General features: G+C 43.8%; 15 protein-coding genes. 8 read left to right on the top strand and 7 right to left on the bottom strand.

Annotation, left to right across the window (positions count from 1 at the left end):
* Nucleotides 1-145 precede the first annotated feature (145 nt).
* The gene (locus OO774_RS22365; protein WP_264906853.1) at nucleotides 146-2,779 is read left to right on the top strand and encodes a bifunctional acetate--CoA ligase family protein/GNAT family N-acetyltransferase; all 2,634 of its coding nucleotides are present in this window, start codon (nucleotides 146-148) and stop codon (nucleotides 2,777-2,779) included.
* Between the two features lie 102 nt (nucleotides 2,780-2,881).
* On the opposite strand, the gene OO774_RS22370 is transcribed toward OO774_RS22365, so the two are convergent.
* Together OO774_RS22370 and galE are read right to left on the bottom strand one after the other, a co-directional pair.
* Nucleotides 2,882-3,772 (bottom strand): LysR family transcriptional regulator, encoded by an 891-nt coding sequence (locus OO774_RS22370; RefSeq protein ID WP_264906855.1) that lies wholly within the window; start codon nucleotides 3,770-3,772, stop codon nucleotides 2,882-2,884.
* A 577-nt stretch (nucleotides 3,773-4,349) separates the two neighbouring features.
* Nucleotides 4,350-5,369 (bottom strand): UDP-glucose 4-epimerase GalE, encoded by a 1,020-nt coding sequence (gene galE, locus OO774_RS22375; RefSeq protein ID WP_264906856.1) that lies wholly within the window; start codon nucleotides 5,367-5,369, stop codon nucleotides 4,350-4,352.
* Nucleotides 5,370-5,841: 472 nt separating this feature from the next.
* On the opposite strand from galE, the gene OO774_RS22380 reads away from it, so the two are divergent.
* From OO774_RS22380 to OO774_RS22390, 3 genes are read left to right on the top strand one after another with little or no spacing between them, the layout of a single operon-like run.
* On the top strand, nucleotides 5,842-6,597 hold the full coding sequence (locus OO774_RS22380; RefSeq protein WP_264906858.1) for a 5-oxoprolinase subunit PxpA: 756 nt from the start codon (nucleotides 5,842-5,844) through the stop codon (nucleotides 6,595-6,597).
* Entirely contained in the window at nucleotides 6,597-7,280 is a 684-nt protein-coding gene (locus OO774_RS22385; RefSeq protein WP_264906860.1) for an allophanate hydrolase subunit 1, read from the top strand. The genes OO774_RS22380 and OO774_RS22385 overlap by 1 nt, the downstream gene beginning before the upstream one ends.
* The gene (locus tag OO774_RS22390; protein WP_264906862.1) at nucleotides 7,277-8,212 is read left to right on the top strand and encodes a biotin-dependent carboxyltransferase family protein; all 936 of its coding nucleotides are present in this window, start codon (nucleotides 7,277-7,279) and stop codon (nucleotides 8,210-8,212) included. Before OO774_RS22385 ends, OO774_RS22390 begins: the two co-directional genes overlap by 4 nt.
* A 53-nt stretch (nucleotides 8,213-8,265) precedes the next feature.
* Here OO774_RS22390 and OO774_RS22395 read toward each other — a convergent pair whose 3' ends face one another.
* The 3 genes from OO774_RS22395 to OO774_RS22405 form a co-directional block, all read right to left on the bottom strand.
* The gene (locus OO774_RS22395) at nucleotides 8,266-9,699 is read right to left on the bottom strand and encodes an FAD-dependent oxidoreductase (RefSeq protein WP_264906863.1); all 1,434 of its coding nucleotides are present in this window, start codon (nucleotides 9,697-9,699) and stop codon (nucleotides 8,266-8,268) included.
* A 342-nt stretch (nucleotides 9,700-10,041) separates the two neighbouring features.
* On the bottom strand, nucleotides 10,042-12,498 hold the full coding sequence (locus tag OO774_RS22400; RefSeq protein WP_264906865.1) for an FtsX-like permease family protein: 2,457 nt from the start codon (nucleotides 12,496-12,498) through the stop codon (nucleotides 10,042-10,044).
* Nucleotides 12,498-13,190 carry an ABC transporter ATP-binding protein gene (locus OO774_RS22405; protein ID WP_264906866.1) on the bottom strand — a complete coding sequence of 231 codons (693 nt, stop codon included), beginning with the start codon at nucleotides 13,188-13,190 and terminating at the stop codon, nucleotides 12,498-12,500. Before OO774_RS22405 ends, OO774_RS22400 begins: the two co-directional genes overlap by 1 nt.
* On the opposite strand from OO774_RS22405, the gene OO774_RS22410 reads away from it, so the two are divergent.
* The 4 genes from OO774_RS22410 to OO774_RS22425 all read left to right on the top strand — a co-directional run bounded on the left by OO774_RS22410 (nucleotide 13,189) and on the right by OO774_RS22425 (nucleotide 18,963).
* On the top strand, nucleotides 13,189-13,791 hold the full coding sequence (locus tag OO774_RS22410) for an arylesterase (protein WP_264906868.1): 603 nt from the start codon (nucleotides 13,189-13,191) through the stop codon (nucleotides 13,789-13,791). The genes OO774_RS22405 and OO774_RS22410 overlap by 2 nt on opposite strands.
* A gap of 82 nt (nucleotides 13,792-13,873) precedes the next feature.
* Nucleotides 13,874-15,073, top strand: coding sequence for an enoyl-ACP reductase FabV (gene fabV, locus OO774_RS22415; protein ID WP_264906870.1), 1,200 nt, complete (start codon nucleotides 13,874-13,876; stop codon nucleotides 15,071-15,073).
* Nucleotides 15,074-15,261: 188 nt separating this feature from the next.
* The gene (locus OO774_RS22420) at nucleotides 15,262-17,184 is read left to right on the top strand and encodes a sensor domain-containing phosphodiesterase (RefSeq protein WP_264906872.1); all 1,923 of its coding nucleotides are present in this window, start codon (nucleotides 15,262-15,264) and stop codon (nucleotides 17,182-17,184) included.
* A 123-nt stretch (nucleotides 17,185-17,307) separates the two neighbouring features.
* Complete coding sequence (locus tag OO774_RS22425) at nucleotides 17,308-18,963, top strand: ABC-ATPase domain-containing protein (protein WP_264906873.1); 1,656 nt, start codon at nucleotides 17,308-17,310, stop codon at nucleotides 18,961-18,963.
* A gap of 47 nt (nucleotides 18,964-19,010) precedes the next feature.
* On the opposite strand, the gene OO774_RS22430 is transcribed toward OO774_RS22425, so the two are convergent.
* Complete coding sequence (locus tag OO774_RS22430; protein ID WP_264906875.1) at nucleotides 19,011-19,625, bottom strand: DNA-J related domain-containing protein; 615 nt, start codon at nucleotides 19,623-19,625, stop codon at nucleotides 19,011-19,013.
* Nucleotides 19,626-19,696: 71 nt separating this feature from the next.
* A complete protein-coding gene (locus OO774_RS22435; protein WP_264906876.1) occupies nucleotides 19,697-20,536 on the bottom strand; it encodes a 2OG-Fe(II) oxygenase family protein in 840 nt (279 codons plus the stop codon).
* Between the last annotated feature and the right edge of the window lie 166 nt (nucleotides 20,537-20,702).

A 20,702-nucleotide genomic window follows, 5' to 3' on the forward strand; every position in this document is an offset into this window, starting at 1 on the left:
GAGAGACACAAACTCTACAAGCTTTGTACAGTTTTTCTCCGTTGTTTATCGCGGACATGTTTTCTCTAAGACGTATTCGTTTATGATTGTTGGTATCCATACAGTAAAGCTCTCAACAATCTCGTGTTAAAGGCAAGGAATCTGCATGAATAAACTACATAAGCTTTTTAAACCTGATTCGGTTGCGGTAGTGGGCGCATCACCGAGAGAGTTACGCGCTGGGCATGTGGTCATGCGTAACCTCCTTCAAAGTGGCTTTGGTGGTGCAATTATGCCGGTAACACCAAAACACAAAACCGTATTGGGCGTTATCGCATACCCAAACATTGCCTCCCTGCCCTTTAGCCCTGATATCGCAATTCTTTGTACTAATGCGTCGCGCAACGAAAGTCTACTAAAGGAGCTGGACGAACGTGGTACTCAGTTTGCCATCGTGATCTCCGACGACGCCCAAATCATCGATGTGTCTTCAATAAATATTCGGGTACTGGGTTCGAACAGCCTAGGAATTATTCTTCCTTGGCACAACTTTAACTGTACGTTCTCTCCCGTTGCCGCTAAGCCCGGTAAAATTGCTTTTATATCTCAGTCCGCCGCCGTATGCACTACTGTGTTAGATTGGGCAAACGACAAAAATATCGGTTTTTCCTCATTTATCTCCATTGGCCGAGGTCAAGATATTGATTTCGCGGAGCTGCTTGATCATTTGAGTATGGATGGTCATACCGAAGCCATCTTGCTCTACGTCGATTCCATACAAGATGCTCGCCGATTCTTGTCAGCCGCTCGGGCCGCCTCGCGAAATCGCCGCATTCTGGTTTTAAAAGCAGGACGTTCTAAAGAGATGAATACGCTCGAACAACAAGATGGTGACACCTTAGACATCATTTACGATTCTGCGATCCGTAGAACCGGTATGTTGAGAGTGAGTAATACTCATGAACTATTTGCTGCAGTAGAAACCCTAACACACTCTGTCCCACTACGCGGAGAAAGGTTAGCGATAATCACAAATGGTGGCGGCCCTGCTGTGATGGCAGTGGATACGCTCTTTGAACGTGGCGGCAATTTAGCGACGCTTGATGAAACCTCGACCGAGCAGTTAAAAGCCGTTCTACCACCAAACTGGCGGCAAGCGAATCCGATTGACCTTTCCGGAGATGCGACTAAAAAACGCTACGTCGATACGGTAAATGCACTCATGAATAACGATTGTGCAGATGCAATATTGATCATGCACAGTCCGTCTGCGGTCTCCGATCCATTGGATACGGCCTATGATGTCATTGAGGCGATTAAATCCCACCCAAGGCACAAGCATTTTAATATCCTAACTAACTGGTCGGGAGAACAAACGTCTCGTGAGGCGCGCCTGGCGTTTACTCAAGCAGGGATACCGACTTACCGTACACCAGAAAGTGCGGTTGTTGCCTACATGCACCTTGTTGAGTACAGGAGAAACCAAAAACAACTGATGGAAACGCCCACAACGGCAGAGCCTTTGCACTCAGGTAGCATCCATTCTGCAATGGAATGGGTAAATGAACGACTACTGGATAAAAACACAGTTACATTAGATACACACCAAACTAGCCCACTTTTTAAACTGTTTGGTTTCAATGTGCTGCCAACCTGGATTGCGTCTGATGCGATAGAAGCGGTACATATGGCGGAAAATATCGGTTATCCGGTCGCGGTGAAACTTCGTTCTCCCGATATCCCGCATAAGTCAGACGTTCACGGTGTTGCACTCAATCTGAGAAACAGTAATGAAGTCGCAAGTGCATCAAATTCTATTTTAGATGCGGTGAAGCTGAGTTATCCATCCGCCAACGTCCATGGCCTGCTGGTGCAAGGCATGGCTAAACTCGGTAGTGCAGAAGAAATACGAATCAGTATTGCTGTGGACAAAGTGTTTGGGCCAGTGATTTTACTTGGTCAGGGCGGATCCGAATGGAATATTGCTCAAGATGCCGTGGCAGCGCTTCCTCCATTGAACATGACTCTGGCACGTTATCTCGTCGTCGTTGCTTTAAAGTCGGGCAAGATCCGCTTACAAAAACATAAAGATGCGTTAGACATCACTGAATTGTCGAAATTCTTGGTCCGTATCTCTCAAATGGCGGTTGAGTTACCTGAAGTCCATAGACTGGATATCCATCCAGTACTCGTATCTGGAAACGAACTGACTATCATTGATGCGGATTTAACCCTGACAAAATATGAAGGCGATGCGCAAACACGTCTTGCTATCCGCCCTTTCCCTGCCGAGTTCGTTGAAACCGTTACTCTGCGAGATGGGCAACCTGTCTTACTTCGCCCTATCTTGCCTGAAGATGAACCGCTACATGCTCAATTCATCAATAATGTATCCAGAGAAGACCTCTATAAGCGATTTTTCTCTGAAGTTGGTGAGTTCAACCACGAGGCGTTGGCTAACTTTACTCAAATCGATTACGACAGAGAAATGGCATTTGTTGCCGTTGCATTTGATAAAAGTGGCCCGTCAATTATTGGCGTCGCACGTGCACTGATCACCCCTGATAATAGCGACGCTGAATTTGCGATTCTGATCCGTTCTGATCTCAAAGGAAAAGGGCTTGGCAAGGTACTGATGCAAAAGATTATTAGCTATTGCCAAGTAAAAGGCACCAAGCAAATATCAGGAATGACGATGCCAACTAACCGAGGAATGCTGATGTTGGCACAAAGCCTCGGGTTTGATATTGATGTTCAGTTTGAGGATGGCATTGCAGATATGGTCTTACCTTTAAACTAGTAAGAAAGCCCAGTTGTGTACGGCCTCTATGTTTATTAGAGCCGTTACCAGCTGGGCTTTACTCGCTTGGGTAATGAAAAATGAGCTTCTAACGTGACAGTGTTACTTTAACGCCCAGTTCTTCTTCAAATATTGAATACACCAGGATTTCGCCTCTCCCATTGTATTTCGACGCCACGCCAGGATGATATCCATCGGTAATGGTTCAGTACCCTCGATTAGCTTGAGTTCGCCACTATCAATCAATGGCTGAGCAATTTGGCTTGGCAGTGTTCCAATTCCTAACCCAGCTCTGAGTGCATCAACCTTTGCTGTAAAATTTGTCACCGTTAAGCGTGGTTGCTTCTGAATGATATTCATTGAGAGTGCTGGTTGTTCACGCGCAGTGTCTGCGATCGCAATAATACGATACTTTTCTCTTGCTGCATCATCAAAATCACCACTACTGCGTTTATGAACATAGTGACGCGCCCCAGCAACCCAGAGCATGGTCATCTTACCGATTTTTTCTGATTTAACTTCTTGAGGTAGCGTGTCTAGGGATGGACAAATTAATAGATCAGAACGGCCTGTGTTGAGCGATTCCCAACCACCTGCCAAAATCTCTTCTTGCAATCTGACTCGGGTAGAACTGACTTCAGATAGCGCATCCACCATAGGAAAAAAGTTACAAACAGGAATAATGCCATCAAATGCAACGGTGATATCTAATTCCCACCCATTTGCCAATACCGTAGCGTCGTTTACCAGCTTTTCACTGGCTTTCAATATATCTCGCCCGCGTTCAAGAATGAGTTTACCAGCTTCGGTAAAATGAGCTTTATGCCCTGAGCGATCGAAAATAATAATATCTAAATCTTGCTCAAGTTTTTGAATTTGGTAGCTAAGTGATGAAGGAGCTCTGTCTAATTCATTAGCTGCTGCAGCAAAGCTGCCTCGTCGGTCTATCGCATCCAGGATATGGAGTGCTTCTAAAGTAATCGGACTGTGCACGTTACCTTCCCTTACATGAAATCATCACATTAATAGTGTCTAAACAGACAGTTAAGGAATCAAGAAACGACAATATAACACATTGATTAACAAAGACGAGAAATGCTTATTTTGCAAGGCTCTTCTGAGCGTTCAACGATTAGTTTGGTTTACATAGCCCGGCTAAATGAGCGCAGAAGAAAATAAATAGATGTGTGGGAATCGCTGACTCCCCTTTTCTTGGGCAGAAAATGACTACTTTAGTTCTAGATACAACAAAGCCAACTTAAAGCTGGCTTTTTATAAAGTTTTCAGTTCTAAAAGGTAAAGAAAAGTTTGGGAAAAGAAAACTTACTGTTGTGCCATCTCTTTTTTCACCATTACAGCTGCTGCAACGATGAAAGCGATGATTAGACCGAGTTCCATGAACTACTACCCTAGTGATTATGAGAAATAAAAGACCAAAATTTTAAATCGTGCGTATTCTACCACGTCTATGATTCGTTGCTACCTTTTAACCTCAAATTTACTATTTTTACGATTAAGATCAAAAAAGGCGCAAGAATGCGCCTTTTTTGTTGTTAACTTGTTAAATCACCTAGCTCAGATCAGGGTAACCTTGTGGGTTATTTGATTGCCATCTCCAAGTATCACTGGTCATTTCTTCGAGTGTGCGAGTTGCTTTCCAGCCTAATTCTGTGGCCGCTTTACAAGGATCCGCCCAACACTCAGCGATATCACCTGGGCGACGGTCAACTAATTTGTAAGGTACTTCTTTACCGCTTGCCGTTTGGAAAGCCTCAACCATTTCAAGGACACTATAACCTTTGCCTGTACCTAAGTTATAAATATGCAGTCCTGATTTGTTACCTACTTTCTCTAATGCAGCGACGTGTCCATCAGATAAGTCCATGACGTGAATATAGTCGCGAACACCAGTGCCATCCGGAGTTGGATAGTCGTTGCCAAATACCGATAGGAAGTCACGACGACCAACAGCAACTTGTGAGATAAATGGCATTAGGTTGTTTGGAATTCCTTGAGGATCTTCGCCAAGCTCTCCTGTCGGGTGAGAGCCAACCGGGTTGAAATAGCGTAATAGAGTGATGCTCCAATCAGGGTTCGCTTTTTGGAAATCGGTCAGGCACTCTTCTACCATCAATTTACTGCGTCCGTAAGGGTTTGTGGCGCTTGTTGGAAAATCTTCGGTAATTGGCACTGAAGCTGGATCACCGTAAACTGTCGCTGAAGAACTAAATACCAATGACTTAACGCCAGCTTCTCGCATTGCATCAACCAACACCAATGTACCGTTTACGTTATTGTCATAGTATTCTAACGGTTTAGCGACAGATTCTCCCACGGCTTTTAAGCCAGCGAAATGAATAACCGCTTCTATATTATTGGTTTTAAGTGCATCAACTAGCGCCGCTTTATCGCGAATATCAGCCCTAATGAACTTCGGGCTTACACCACAAACTTTTTCGATACGGTGTAATACGGCAGGATTACTGTTATATAGGTTGTCTAAAATCACCGGTGTCATACCAGCTTCAATCATCTGAATACAAGTATGGCTTCCGATATAGCCCATACCGCCTGTAACAAGTACTTTCATTTTATGTTCCTTCTGACGCGAATAAACGTAGTCTAAAACTTTAACGCTATAATTTAAACTATCTCTTACAACTCATATCCCATTAATATCGCTTATTCTTTTGCAGATTTTTAAGTTTGATACAAAGATGTCAATGTCATTTCTACTTGAACTATGTGACAACGGCTTTAACGATGTAACCTTGGATAGCTTAACGAGCGCAGACAGAAATAATTTGAGTTTTTGCTTGTCGTTTACACCAAGCGAATCTTTAATTTAGTGTGAAGCGGGTTTGAATAGGTACATCGTAAACGACTTTAAAAATAGATTAAATTGAATGAATTACGTGAAAACTTTAATCAATTCAAATAATCTAAGGAACCATTACTGTAGCGAGTCCAGCCTCGTTTGAATGTTAAAATAATGAACTGAATCACTGAAGCCAGGCTTATCTTCCTGAATCGTCAGTGGATTGCTTGGGTAAATTGAACCTATGACATTGAATAAACAACAAGTTACATTAAATTGCGATATGGGCGAAAGCTTTGGCTCTTGGAAAATGGGGGCTGACGAAGAAGTGATGCCTCATGTAGATATGGCCAATATCGCTTGTGGATTTCACGCCTCCGATCCAAACGTGATGCATGAAACAATCACTCTCGCCAATATGAATGATGTGGAAATTGGCGCCCACCCCGGCTATCCGGATATACAGGGTTTTGGCCGACGTTCATTGAGTATGACTGGCGATGAGATTACTAACATGGTTGTTTATCAGGTTGGAGCGTTGCAAGCACTTTGTCGAGCCCAGCATGCTGATATTGGCTATATCAAACCCCATGGCGCGTTGTATAACGACATGATGAAGAACGATGGGATCTTTCGAGCCGTTGTGAAAGCTGCAGCCCTTTTCAAAGTCCCGTTGATGATTCTCGCTTCACAAGAGAACGAAAAATATTTAGAAATTGCCGACGATTTTGATGTACCTCTGCTCTTCGAAGCGTTTGCAGATAGGTTGTATCAAGATGATGGTATGCTCACGCCAAGAACTCAGCCAAATGCGGTGTTAAAAACTGAACACGCAATTTTGGAACAAGTTCGTATGCTGGGAGAGTCTGGCCGTGTAAAAACCGCATCGGGTAATTACATTCTTCTCGAAGCAGATACCATTTGTGTGCATGGGGATAACGAAGAATCCATTGCTTTGATAAAGAAAATTCGTCAAAGCCTGTATGCGGGAGGGAGTTAATGCAACAGGAAACATTTAGTATTTCGACTGTCTCAGAGTGCAGTATCCTTATCAAATTCGAGGATAGCATTCTTGAGGATTATATTGGAGAACTCACACGCCAAATAAGGGAACAACTGGCGAGTGTTATCATGAATGTTGTTCCTTCCTATCGAACCATCTTAATTGACTACCTGCCCTTTAGAGTCGGTGAAAGCACACTGATTGAAAACGTAAACCAAGTTATTAGTCAGTTCGACCCTGCCGTGTATGACCGTCGGCAGCCAAACGATATTTCGATCCCCGTTTATTACTCAGAAGAAACCGCATTGGATTTAGCTCGATTTAACGATTGTGGGTTGTCTTTGCAAGATGTAATCCATTTGCATACTCAAACGGACTACAGTGTTTCAGCGATCGGATTTGCACCAGGCTTTGCATTTCTTTCGGATGTTTGTGACAAGCTCATCATGCCAAGACTTACCACCCCAAGAACTCACGTTCCTGCTGGTAGCGTCGGTATCGCAGACAGTAAAACTGCCGTTTATCCAGCGGATAGCCCAGGCGGGTGGAATATTATTGGTCGAAGCCCGATTGTTTTATTTTCTGATACTCCTCCTTTTATTCCGTTTGATGTTGGTGACAGGGTGACGTTTACTTCCATTACTAAACAAGAGTTTATCGAGTTAGGAGGGGTTTTATGAGTGACGCTGGATTGTTGGTAGAAAAACCTGGACCTCTGTCACTGATTCAAGACTTTGGTCGTTTTGGTTTAGCACATATCGGTATTACCCAAGGTGGTCCTGTCGATGATTACGCATATAGCTGGGCAAACTACCTACTCGGAAACCCGGTGAATTGTTCAGCAGTCGAAATCACTTTAGGCAATGCGACGTTTGTTGCGTTACACAACTGCCATCTCGCTATCTGTGGTGGCGACTTAAACGCGAAAGTTGATGGTGTACCCATTTCGAATTGGTCTGACTTTATACTGAAGACGGGACAAAAACTGCGTTTTGGTATGCCTAAAAATGGATTGCGCGCTTATTTGGCGGTGAAAGGCGGGTTCAATATTGCTGAACATCTTGGTAGCTCATCAACGGTGAGTAGAGAGTCACTGGGTGGACTGGACGGTCAAGGTAGTGCTTTAAAAGTGGGAGATGTATTGTCCTTTACCTCACATCGATTACCCCGACATAAACCAAAACAAATGACCTTCCGATTTAAGCCCGATTACAACTTACCCGTTAAGTTACGTGTAATAGAAAGCTACCAAAACGATGACTTTGATAATGAGGCTTTAAATACGTTTTACTCAAGTGAGTTTACCATCTCACCAGACTCTAATCGCATGGGTTACCGACTTCAGGGTAATACGATTTCCCCTCCTTTTGATGGAATACTCTCTGAAGGCATCGCACTTGGCTCAATACAGGTTCCCAACGATGGCAACCCGATTGTCCTGTTGAACGATCATCAAACAATCGGTGGCTACCCCAAGCTAGGATGTGTCGCAAGAATAGACCTACCCAGACTCGCACAAGCAAAACCAGGTCAAAAGGTCAGCTTTGTCAAAGGTGATCGATTGGAATTGCAGGACTTGTGGTGTCAATGGGCTCAGTTTTTCGGTTACTAAGCCCTAGTCTAATGATAAGCAAGGAAAAAGTGATAAGCACTAAACAAAAATAGCTACATACCGTAACGTTCAGCCAGCGACTTGGGATAACCTCGCTCCTGCGTCAGTTGTATTGCATACTGCTCGACATCTTGTTCACTCCAATGTATCGCGACTGGGTGTTGTAACTCGACATCTTGTTGCGGTTCAATATCAAACCAATGCTGTAGTATCTTTTGTGCCGCTAGCAAGGTCGAAGAGGCTTTTACAATTTCAATACGTGCGTAGTTATTTTGTTCAAAAGTCACATCCGCCGCCCTTAATACCGGGTCCATTCCCGGGATCTGCTGAGCTCCAAATAACGCTTTACCGCCCTTAACCGCTGAGTGATATGCCGGGATAAACTGCGCCATATGTTGAATTGCGCTGTTGGTTCTCGCCTCTAACGCCTTTTCTTGCCAGCCCTGACGAATTTTAGACAGGAGAAGATTTGGAAGTTCAGGTTGAGCTGAAGTACTTGTACTCGCGACCAAGCCATCATCAAACAAGGTAATGCCTTTTGTCATCCCGTGCAGTTGGAAATAACCATTGCCATATGGCGTCAGCTGTGCCATTCCTTTGTCAGTACCGCGAGGGCCATGAAAAATGACCTCTGGCCATTGCTGATCACACGCTTGCCACTGAGTGATATAAGCGGCTTTAAACTCAACTAATCGGTCACGTTTCGCTCCAACAGCATTATCAACAGAACCGGTTTCAAAACCACAAGCATTCACCAGATAGTCACAAGTTAACTCATAATCCGACCCATTTTGCTGATAGTTCAATTGCCAGTGATCGCCCGCCCACTCAGCTCGTTTAAGTTCAGCTTGTGTGAGAACATCAGCATTAGGTAATTGCTCTAAGGTAAGAGATGCAATTGCAGCCAGCCTGAACACACTCCAACCATATTCCTGGACAGAGACAACCGGATATTTTAACGCCTCTAAATCTGCGTGTTGAGCGAATGGGATAGTCCAGTCATCGAAGCTAACTGGCTTAGCTGGTTGAATACGCTTAGAAAGTTCAATTAAGTCTTGTTTTGAATACAATTTGTAGTATTCATCTGGCTCGCCAAGTACCCTATTGGACTCATCCGTATCCACTAATGTTCGATAAGCGCTTTTGATCACCTCAAGACGCGGGATAAGAGTCGATGGGTCGCCACCATCAGAATGTGGTACTGCAATAATGGTTGGGCGAATATTCAGTGAGAGTGGATATAGCCGAACCGTATCAATCGATTGAGAAAGCAAGTCTAGACACTGTTGCTCAGAGATCTCTCGATACAAGTTGCCACCTGCGTGCAGATGACAGATAGGTGGTCCATTCACTAAGGACGCACCCTTTTCAATCACGGATACTTTAAACCCTAGCTCTGCAAAATGAATGGCGGCTGTAGATCCGGCGACTCCGCCACCAACAACAACGATGTGTTTTTCTTTATAACTTGGAAACTCAGACTTCATTGCTTCACTGAATATTTTATAAGGGAAATTCTTTACTAGTGGTTAATTCTACTCGTCTTTGAGCATGATTAAAATCACAAAAAGTTCATGGGTTTGCATAGTACTCAAAACCCGTTTTTAAAAAGGAAAAAAGTGCGAAAAAATGCTTGACTGCGTTCTTTGTAAAAGCAATTTTTAGCTAGATGTGAATAAGATATTTACCACAACACCCACGGCGTAAAGCCTGCCGAAATACCTTACTTTTTGTACTCTTCAGTTATCCCAAAAGTTATCCACTGTTTTTGTGGATAACTACAATAAAAGTGTAATGGATGAGTTATCACTGTATTAGTGCTTGAGCAACTAAGTGTTTATTGGTGTTAGCAATCTTTTCAGTAAACTCATGACTACCAATGCTAACGTCACGAAGGTTGCCAGCGGTAAAGCTATCCACAGTTCTGGGTGTATCTGGGCATTGAGTTCAAGCCCATACGTCATCACTGCAGCAACACAAAGTTCCGCGGCAAAGACAGCCACACTACTCGCGATTAACGCCATGATCCCATACTCAGCCCACAACGTCGTACTGATGCGTTTTTTGCTCGATCCTAACGTTCGATACAAACGAATTTCCTGCTGCCGCTGTGATAAACTCAAACGCAGCAAGGTGAAAATCAGTAGTAAACCCGCCACTACGCCCAGTAAAGCGAGAATGGTAATTGCAGAAACGATTTGTTCGATCAATGCTTGAATTTTTTCCCCCATCGTACGGATATCCAAAACAGATACCGTCGGGTGCGAACGAGACATTGATGTTAGTAGCGCTTGGTTGTCTTCAGTAATTCGATAACTGATGAGATATGAGCCAGGCAAACTTTCCATCACATCGGAAGAGAATATGAAATAGAAGTTAGGCTTCATATCTCTCCATTCTACATGTCGTATCGTGTCCACGGTTACATCAAAGTTTTGGCTGTTGATAACAAAGCGTAATTTGTCACCTAACTCAAGACCAAGCTCATTTGCCACTTCAGCTTCGACTGAAACACTCGCCTTATTTGTCCACTTCCCTGCAAGTACTTCATTATATTCGGGCAAGTTATCTCCCCAAGTAAGATTGAGTTCTCGCCGGATCGCATCAGACTCTTCTCCCTCATACTCAATCTCTTTTACGTTTTGACCGTTAATTTCGGCTAAACGTCCTCGAATAATAGGAAAAGCCTGTGACCGGGTAACGCCACTATTATCCAATGTTTCCAGATAGGCAGGAAGTTCATATTCAGCAATATTTAAAGCAAAAACATTGGGGGCATCGGCTGGTAGCGTCCTTTCCCAATCCGCCAAAATATCGCTACGAACCAACCAGATAATGGATAACAGCATGAGCGATAAAGCCAGAGCACCGAATTGCAATCCACTGGTGACTGGGGTTCGGTTGATTCGGCTCAGCGCCAGTTTCATTGCTGGTTGTGTCGAAAGTCTTGCAAACAACTTGGTCAGCGAGACACTGACTAATGCCAGAACAACAAACAGCGCCGCAATTCCAATCAGAACAATCCACACCAGTGTATTGTTTGCGTATAACGCTAATAAAGGGATAACCGGTACTAAAACTAGCAACATGGTTTTCCAGGAACGTTGTGCTTTACCTTGCTGAAGCACCTCTAAAGCGGGCGTTCTAATGAGTCCTAGCAACGGAATCCCCAGTGCAGGTACGGTGATCAACACCGCAGAGACGAAAGCAACCAAAAATGGAGTGACGCCGTAACTAGGCAGTGGTTCAGGTAGCAAGTCTTTCAATGGAATTCGTAACAAGTACTCGAGGCCACTTCCCAATATCAACCCAACCAAACTCGCACTGATGAGCAAAATCGCCACTTGAATGATTAGCCACTTTTCGATCCAACGTCGACTAGCGCCAAGACTCTTTAACATAGCGATAGTTTGAGTGCGGCTATTCACATAATTCTGGCAGGTCAGAACCAATGTGGTGGATGCCATGATGATCACAATCGCGACAGTGAGTGATAAATACTGCGTTGTTCTTTCAAATATTTCGTTACTACGACTGGAACTGTCCTGCGTTCGCCATCGATCACTCGGTGATAATTCGGTGGTATCCTGTAGTTCCTTTAGTGTTTTGTTGTCCGCTTTGATAAACAGACGGTATTGCACTCGACTACCGACTTGTATCGCCCCCGTTTTCACAACATCACTTTGATGGATGTACGCGGAAGGCATTTGCTGAAAGGGGTTGAAACTTAAACCAGGTTCCATCAAAACAGCGCCAGAAACAGTAAAGTCCGCATCTCCAATGGTGACATTGTCACCTTTTTCGACATCCAGCTGTGCCATGATACGTTCATCAAGCCAGAGCTCTCCCGCTTTTAAACGTCCAGAAGGGTTGTTATCTAGAACTAAGTCACCCATTAATGGGTATTGTTCATCGACCGCTCGTACGGATATCAATTGCATGCCTTTATCACTAAAAGCCATAGTTGGAAATCGCGTCATTTGTGACGTTTCGAGCGTTTCAGTCGAGCTTAGAATCGATTCTGTTAAAGGATTAGCAGATACAAATACCGCATCTGCGGTTAACGCATCTTTCCCCTGTTTTACAATAACCTGCTCCATCCTTGACGCTAGAGCAGAAAGAGCAAATATACTGGCTATAACGAGAACAAGCGCCACGCTTATTGGCCAAAGGCTACCTTGCTTTATTTCTCCTAAACTCCAACGAATTAAGCTTTTGGTTGAAGAGTGTTTCTGTGTTGCGCCCTGTTCTGTCGAGCTCTGGTCACTTGAAGATACTGCAGACATTACACTGCCTCCTTAAGCTCACCCGCCTCCATGCGATAAATACGATCACATCGATCGGCTAAATGACTATCGTGCGTAACCAAAATAAGTGTAGTGCCATGCTGTTCGTTGAGATCAAATAGCAGCTCAATCACTTTGTCTGCCGTCTGGTGATCTAAGTTGCCCGTTGGTTCATCGGCAAAGAGAAGTTCCGGCTGTGTCATAAAAGCTCGAGCAAGGGCTACTCGCTGCTGTTCACCGCCAGAAAGCTGACTTGGCAAATGGTCAAGACGTTTTTCTAATCCAACCGCTTTAAGTAGTTCTGACGCTCTGGCTTCATCTTCTACATCACCGCGCAATAAACATGGCAGAGTAACGTTGCGTAAAGCAGTCAGGCTTGGAATCAACAAGAAACTCTGAAAAACAAAGCCTAGTGAATCTGCCCGAATCTTTGCTCGTGCTTCATCGTCTAACTTGGAAAGTTCGTTACCCAGTAAGGTGATTTCTCCAGACGTTGGCGTATCCAGGCCTGCTAATAATGTCATTAACGTTGATTTACCTGCACCTGAAGTTCCGACGATCGCTATTTTTTCGCCTTTCCTGATGTCAATATTTACATTTTTAAGGATTGTTAATCGTTCGTGATTAGTAGAGACTTGTTTAGAAACTAAATTCGCTTGAACAATAGGTGCTTTGAGTACAGGTGTTTGCATGATTCGATTACTTTCCTTAGTTCTCTTTTTCTGTTTTTCCGTTACGGCCTTCGCGAACGAAAAACTGCTTGTTTTGGGTGACAGCCTTAGTGCTGGTTACAATATGCCGATTGAGAAAAGTTGGCCTAGCTTACTCCCTGACGTTTTGTTAGAACATGGCCAAAATGTAACAGTTATTAATGGCAGTATCTCTGGCGACACTACAGGTAATGGCCTGGCTCGCTTGCCGCAACTTCTGGAACAACATTCACCCTCTATCGTTCTAATTGAACTGGGGGCCAATGATGGCCTTCGCGGTTTCCCCCCTAATCTTATTACGTCAAATCTTTCTAAAATGATTACTATGATCAAAGATTTTGGAGCGGAAGTCGTCATGATGCAAATCCGTGTTCCGCCGAATTACGGCAAACGTTACAGCGACATGTTTTACGATATATATCCAAAATTAGCAGAACATCAACAAGTGCAATTAATGCCATTCTTTCTAGAGCACCTGGTTACAAAGCCAGACTGGATGATGAATGACGGTCTTCACCCTAAACCAGAAGCACAGCCATGGATCGCTGATTTCGTTGCTCAAGAATTGATTAAACACTTATAGTTTTAATGGTCTAGCTCAATAAGTGTTATCTAACTTTAGGTTATTCTGAACACGATTTCATTCATCGAGGTTAGATAACAACATGCGAATAGAACCTTTAATTCAAGGTGTTGTTGCTCGTTCTGCACATCCATACGGGTGCCATGCATCAATAAAAGAGCAAATAGATTACGTAAAACAAGCACCGCAAATTAAAAACGGACCTAAACGGGTTTTGATTATTGGTGCCTCTTCTGGTTTCGGGCTTGCCGCTCGCATTGCCCTTACTTTTGGTGGTGCAGAAGCCGATACCATTGGCGTCTCGTTTGAACACGGTCCATCAGAGAAAGGCGTAGGTAGCGCAGGCTGGTATAACAATGTCTTTTTCAAACAAGAGGCAAACGATGCAGGCCGGACAGCGATCAATATTATAGGCGATGCATTTTCAGACTCTGTGCGCAACGAAGTCATTGAAGCTATAGAAACCTATTTCGAAGGCGAAGTAGACTTGGTGATTTACAGTTTGGCGACTGGCGTTCGTCCAAATCCAAACAGTGACGAGCTATGGCGTAGTGTCATTAAGCCGATTGGTGTTCCAGTCACCGGCGCTTCCATCATGCTGGAGAATGATCAGTGGGTTGAGACCACTCTGCAACCAGCAACAGAGCAAGAAGCAGAAGCAACCATCAAGGTGATGGGCGGCGAAGACTGGGAAAGCTGGATTGACGCGTTGATCAATGCAGAATCCCTTGCTGAGGGCTGCCAGACTATTGCTTTCTCCTACATGGGGCCAGAACTGACACATCCTATTTATTTAGATGGGACATTAGGTCGTGCGAAAGTCGATCTGCACCAGACCAGCCATGCTTTAAACCTGAAGCTGGCTAACTTTGGTGGCGGCGCTTATGCTTCCGTCTGCAAAGCACTGGTAACAAAAGCAAGTGTTTTCATACCGGCAATGTCGCCTTATCTGCTCGCACTTTATCGTGTGATGAAAGAAAAAGGCACGCACGAGAGGTGCATTGAGCAGATGCAACGCTTGTTCACCACCAAACTATTTAGTCACTCACCCGTCCCTGTAGATGGAGAAAGATTGATCAGAATCGACGATTTTGAGTTAGACCCGCAAGTACAACAAGAAGTAAAACAACTTGTTGAACAGATGAACGGTGATAACTTCATGCAAATTGGTGACTATCAAGGTTTTAAAGATGAATTCATGAAACTAAATGGTTTCAACTTTGAAGACATCGATTATTCCCAAGACATATCGAGCGAAGAATTAGCGTCACTTAAACCATAAACTCCGTCTCACACGTATCACATTTGAGACAGCTAGCAACTATTAAGAGTCCTGAGCCATTTTCAGGACTTTTTTATGTTTCGCACTGACCCACCTCTATAATTAATGGGTATAAGTAGTGATATCAAAACGCAAACCGTAATAAGGTTCAATTCACAGGGTGTGATTCGAAGGTAAAGGACAACAGTATGGGGAGAATTCAAACATTAAGCTATACTATCCCAGATTCAATGCAGAAAAGTTGGCAAGAGATAGTTAACCTGTTGGCTCAAATTGGTGAAGTGCCAACCACACTCATAATGCGTGCCCACCAAGATTACCTTGAAGTTAACATTTCGAGTCATACGCCAGGAAATCCCTATAAGCCCGGAGACAAAGAATCATATGGCAGTGGGCTATATTGCGAATATGTGATTAACAACCAGCAAGCCCTTGTCGTCTCCAATGCCCCTGAAGACAAAGATTGGTGCAACAACCCCGATATAGACCTAGGGATGATATCCTACTCTGGCCTGCCCTTGCTCTGGCCGAATGGTGAAGTTTTCGGCACCCTCTGCATGCTCGACTCCAAAGCTAATCAGTTCAGTGAAACATATCTTCAGCTAATGAGCACTTTCAAAGATTCCATTGAGGCACAGCTCGCCGTAGTGTTTCAACAGCACAAGTTATTACGTCTAAACCATGAACTACAGAATCGTGTAGAAAACAGGACCACAGACCTTGCTCAACTTAGTTATTCACTGACCAAAGAAATTGATCGGCGTAAAGCGGCTGAAAAACAAGTGAGCTATCAAAAAACACATGACCAAGGAACAGGGCTGTTAAACCGCTCTGCGTTAGAGGAAATAGTGGCAAAATTTCTTCAAGCGCTCGAAGACGATCAGCAATCTCTCGTTATCATCAATATTGGGTTTAGTAACGCGAGAAGTATACAAACACGATATGGATTCGAAGCCTTTGATGAAATACTCAAAGAATTTCACTCTCGCCTAACTAAGCATGAATCCAGTTTTGTTTCAGGAAGACCAAGTTCAAATGATTTGGTGCTGTTAATTTCCGGAGATTATGTTGAGACAAAACTCAATCAATTGCTTGAAGAAATATCCAATGTAAGCGTAGGCAATTTTTACAATAATGGGACCGAAGTGCATTTACACACCTACATCGGTGTTGTAAGGGCTCAAAAAAATAGCAATGCCAAGCAACTATTACAAAATGCCAGCTATGCGATGCTGTTATGCAAAGAGTCTGGAGAAGCGTACAGATACTTTAGCGAAAGTCACTCAAACGATCTAAACAACCATAGTCAACTGGAAGGCTACTTGTTACAAGCCGTACGTAATGATGATCTCATGCTTTATTTTCAACCAAAGGTTAACCCAAACACTCACGAATGGATTGGAGCCGAAGCTTTATTGCGCTGGCGTCATCCAGTGTTAGGTGATGTATCCAATGAAGCCTTGATCCGAATGGCAGAGCAGAACGGCTTGATATTTGAAGTCGGATTGTTTGTTCTCCGCACGGCAGTCGCAAAAGCCAAACAGTGGTCAGAATTGACGGATGACTTTAAAATTGCGGTAAATGTTTCTCCTATCCAGTTACAAAACGTTAATTTTGCCGACCAGATTGAGCACCTACTAGAAGCATTTCACCTACCAGCACAGTTCGTCGAATTGGAAGTCACTGAAAGTGCTTTAATCGCAGATGAAACGATTGCGGTTACAACACTCAACAAATTGCATCAGTTGGGTGTGACATTGTCACTCGATGACTTCGGCACCGGATTTGCTTCCTTTAGTTATTTGAAGAAGTACCCGTTTGATACCATAAAAATTGACAAGAGCTTTGTCCAGCAAATGGATAAGTCGGATAACGATCGGGCCATTATTCGATCCATTATCCACATTGCAAAAAAGTTAGATCTTCAAGTGGTCGTTGAAGGCGTTGAATCAACAAGTCAGGAGAAGTTTTTGATTGAAGAAGGCTGTGACATCGCACAAGGTTTTCTTTACGGCAAGCCGATGCCTTGCAATGAATTTGAGCAAGGTTTACTCAGTCAACACCCATTCGATGAGAGGCCTTCCCATTCCTCTGAGTTTGCACCTAAATAAATTTGCTATAGATCTTCCAGTTTAGCTGTCTCTGTTACCTGTATATTGCCGTATACTGCTTTACTCTATTGTCGGTGATTCCTATAATCGCCGCCCGCTTCTATTAAAAAGGCCAATATTTTCATGGATCAGTTAACTGCCACGCTTAAGAAAATTGAAAAGCAGAACTACCGTGCTTACCAGCAAATCAAAGGTCAATATGACTTTACTGATTTCACTTTGTTTATCGACCACATTCAAGGTGACCCTTATGCTTCTGCTTCTCGCTTGCGTGCAACTCGCGAATGGTCTCTAACCGGTCTTGAGTGGCTGAGAAATGAATCTGCGGCTTTCCAACGAGCTGCACGAGATTTTATCGCTCGCAGTTTTGACCTTTTTGCCAAGCAAGAAAACTCAGTTTCCATCGCTTTAAATGGCCAAACAGTACTCGACAATACTGCCGTTCTGTTTACTGAAGAAGGTATTGAACTGCGTTTTCGAGTAAATCTTCCAGCCGAAGGCCGCTCAGTGCTTGGTAAAAAGGCCAACAACATTCTGACTTTCCACTTACCTAAGTTTATTCGACGTGCCACGCTCGAACGTGAGTTAGATAAAGATGCTCTGATGAAGCACTGCCAGGTAGTGGAAGATCAAGAAGCGCTTCGAGATCAATTAGAAGCGCATAATCTAGTCGCGTTTGTTGCTAACGGCAGCATTCTTCCTCGTGTGGCAGGCAACTGCGATTTGCCAATGAAAGATGCGGTTGAATTTAAAGCGCCAGAATCACTGCAAGTCACGCTACATGCGCCAAATAAGGGTTATGTTACCGGCTTAGGCATTCCGAAGGGCATCTCTCTGATTGTAGGCGGCGGTTTCCATGGTAAATCAACCTTATTAAATGCGATTGAACGATCTATTTACGATCACGTTCCAGAAGATGGTCGTGAGTATGTAGTCACCGACAATAAATCAATGAAGATTCGCGCTGAAGATGGTCGCTGCGTCCATCATTTGAATCTGGCGAATTACATTAACCATCTGCCAATGGGTAAGGATACTGCAGACTTTGCGACCCAAGATGCATCGGGTTCAACGTCTCAGGCAGCTTGGCTGCAAGAGTCCATAGAAGCGGGAGCAACTTCCCTGCTTATTGACGAGGATACGTCAGCAACGAACTTTATGATTCGCGATGAGCGCATGCAAGCATTAGTGGCGAAAGGCGATGAGCCAATTACCCCACTGGTCGATCGTATCGGGCAACTTAGAGACGAGCTCGATGTTTCGACGATTATCGTTATGGGCGGTTCTGGCGACTACCTTGATGTGGCTGATACCGTCATTCAGATGCATGACTACCAAGCGGTTGATGTTACCGAAAAAGCGAAACAGGTTATTGCCCAGCATCCGACTCAGCGTCACAACGAATCGGAACAAGCGTTAAAAACGTTCCGTCCACGAGCGTTAAACCGCGTAGCATTAATGAACATCCTTACTGATGGTAAGTTCCGTATTAATGCCAAAGGCAAAGATTCACTTCGCTTCGGCAAAGAGTTTACCGATTTGAGTGCGTTAGAGCAGCTGGAATCCGCAGACGAAGTAAACACGATTGGTTGGTTGTGGTTCCAGTTAGCACAGCTTCCTGGCTGGTGTGATAACCCAGCGAAAGAAATCGAAGAATTGTTGTCAGCAGACTGGCATACATCGTTGCCAAAACAAGGGGATTTAGCGAAACCTCGCACATTAGATGTGATGGCAGCGTTGAACCGTATGCGTAAATCGCAGTTTAAACCATCACGCTAGCCAATAATAGTTTAGAAGTAGAGGCAGCAGCTTTTTCGCTGCCTCAATTATTCCGACCTAAGTACGTTCCAAGCCTCACATAACGCTCTAAAACGTTCAGCGTTACCACCCTCACGATCAGGGTGACAACGAAAAGCCAGTTTACGCCACTGTTTTCTGATATCTGCACGAGTAGCAGCGCTATCTAACTCAAATAAAGAGAGAGCCTTGGCTCTATCCATATGAGTGACAGAATGTCCTCCAATATATTTTTGATAGGACTGCCAAAACTCGTCGAGTAGGCCACGCACTTCGTCCTCACTGGTGTCGTAATGATCCCAATCCAAATAATACCCACGTAATGGATCAGTATGATCCATAGCGGTGAGTGATGAATCTATTGTATCCGTTAGCGTAATATTCATCGCCTGGACATTTAGCCAATGCTCTGGATGCAGTATCTCTTGCAATTGATATAACGCATTCATGATAAGGAAATTCTTTTTAAACAAATCTTTATCTTGAGATGAGTCAAGCTGGTGAAGACATCCTCTTGCACTTAACTGACTGGCTAATGTGTGTACTTTCCAGCCTGAAGGATATTCTTTAAGGAGCTCAAATATTGGCCACAACAACGGATTCTCTATATCAGCATATTGACCCATGTCGCTTCGTCTTGCCATCTTTCCTTACCTAAATAAAAACGCCAATAGCAGTAAACCACCAGCCTTAGTACTCTTTAATTAAACTCGTTTTAAATTACGCCAAGTTCGCGTAAACGCTCCATCAAGTAGCTATGTGCAGTGTAACGTTCTGAAAGCACAACATCAGGTTTTGGGTGTAAGAACAGCGGTAATGAAATACGAGACTTGTCCTGACGACCACCAGTTGGGTTGATAACGCGATGCGTGGTTGACGGGAAATATCCACCCGATGCTTCTTGAAGCATGTCACCAATATTAATGATCAAGTTACCGAAATCACATGGCACATCGATCCACTCACCTTCTCTGCTCTTAACCTGTAGACCTGGCTCGTTTGCAGCTGGCAATACAGTAAGTAAGTTGATGTCTTCATGCGCTGCAGCACGAATCGCACCCGGCTCTTCTTCTCCAGTCATTGGTGGGTAATGCAATACTCGAAGCAAGGTTTTTTCGCTGTTATTGATCATCTCAGACAGCGCGATTGAGAATCTCTCCTGAACTTCTTCAGGGGCGTATTGCTCAACCCAACCCAAAAGTTCTTGAGCAAAAGCATCCGCACGTTGGTAATACTCCAGAATTTCGGCTTTCAGCTGCTCTGGGATCTGACCCCAAGGGTAAACATGAAAATATTCTTTAATATCTTTTACTGAGTGCCCTTTCGCTACTTCAGAAACAGAGGGTGGAAAATAACCATCTTGGGTATCAACGTTAAAATGAAAATCATTTTTCTGTTCAGAGCTAAAAAACGCCTGCCAGTTAGTATAAATTGATTCCACCAACTCTTGGGGAATAGGATGGTTTTTTAACACACCAAACCCAGTTTCACGTAGAGATGCAACGAACTGCTCAGCGGCGTTATCAGCAAGGTAATCGACAGTTTCCAGTTTCATGACTTTACTTCTTTTTTATTTAGTTGAGTCACGGATTCTATGTACCGGCATGTTGTAAATCAAACTTTAATGAAATGTGCACGTGCAAATGCTTCAATGTTGCGCGCTGTGTAAACTATCCAACAGTTATCGTTATTAATATTAAGCGAAAACAAACAATTGCACA

This window comes from Vibrio sp. STUT-A11 (assembly GCF_026000435.1).
In the GTDB taxonomy this organism is placed as follows: domain Bacteria; phylum Pseudomonadota; class Gammaproteobacteria; order Enterobacterales; family Vibrionaceae; genus Vibrio.

Bases quoted from the DNA above. Each gene is read 5' to 3' on its own strand.
- OO774_RS22365 (WP_264906853.1), top strand. From the start codon at position 146: ATGAATAAACTACATAAGCTTTTTAAACCTGATTCGGTTGCGGTAGTG.
- galE (WP_264906856.1), bottom strand. From the start codon at position 5,369: ATGAAAGTACTTGTTACAGGCGGTATGGGCTATATCGGAAGCCATACT.
- OO774_RS22380 (WP_264906858.1), top strand. From the start codon at position 5,842: ATGACATTGAATAAACAACAAGTTACATTAAATTGCGATATGGGCGAA.
- OO774_RS22385 (WP_264906860.1), top strand. From the start codon at position 6,597: ATGCAACAGGAAACATTTAGTATTTCGACTGTCTCAGAGTGCAGTATC.
- OO774_RS22390 (WP_264906862.1), top strand. From the start codon at position 7,277: ATGAGTGACGCTGGATTGTTGGTAGAAAAACCTGGACCTCTGTCACTG.
- OO774_RS22395 (WP_264906863.1), bottom strand. From the start codon at position 9,699: ATGAAGTCTGAGTTTCCAAGTTATAAAGAAAAACACATCGTTGTTGTT.
- OO774_RS22400 (WP_264906865.1), bottom strand. From the start codon at position 12,498: ATGTCTGCAGTATCTTCAAGTGACCAGAGCTCGACAGAACAGGGCGCA.
- OO774_RS22410 (WP_264906868.1), top strand. From the start codon at position 13,189: ATGATTCGATTACTTTCCTTAGTTCTCTTTTTCTGTTTTTCCGTTACG.
- OO774_RS22405 (WP_264906866.1), bottom strand. From the start codon at position 13,190: ATGCAAACACCTGTACTCAAAGCACCTATTGTTCAAGCGAATTTAGTT.
- fabV (WP_264906870.1), top strand. From the start codon at position 13,874: ATGCGAATAGAACCTTTAATTCAAGGTGTTGTTGCTCGTTCTGCACAT.
- OO774_RS22420 (WP_264906872.1), top strand. From the start codon at position 15,262: ATGGGGAGAATTCAAACATTAAGCTATACTATCCCAGATTCAATGCAG.
- OO774_RS22425 (WP_264906873.1), top strand. From the start codon at position 17,308: ATGGATCAGTTAACTGCCACGCTTAAGAAAATTGAAAAGCAGAACTAC.
- OO774_RS22430 (WP_264906875.1), bottom strand. From the start codon at position 19,625: ATGGCAAGACGAAGCGACATGGGTCAATATGCTGATATAGAGAATCCG.
- OO774_RS22435 (WP_264906876.1), bottom strand. From the start codon at position 20,536: ATGAAACTGGAAACTGTCGATTACCTTGCTGATAACGCCGCTGAGCAG.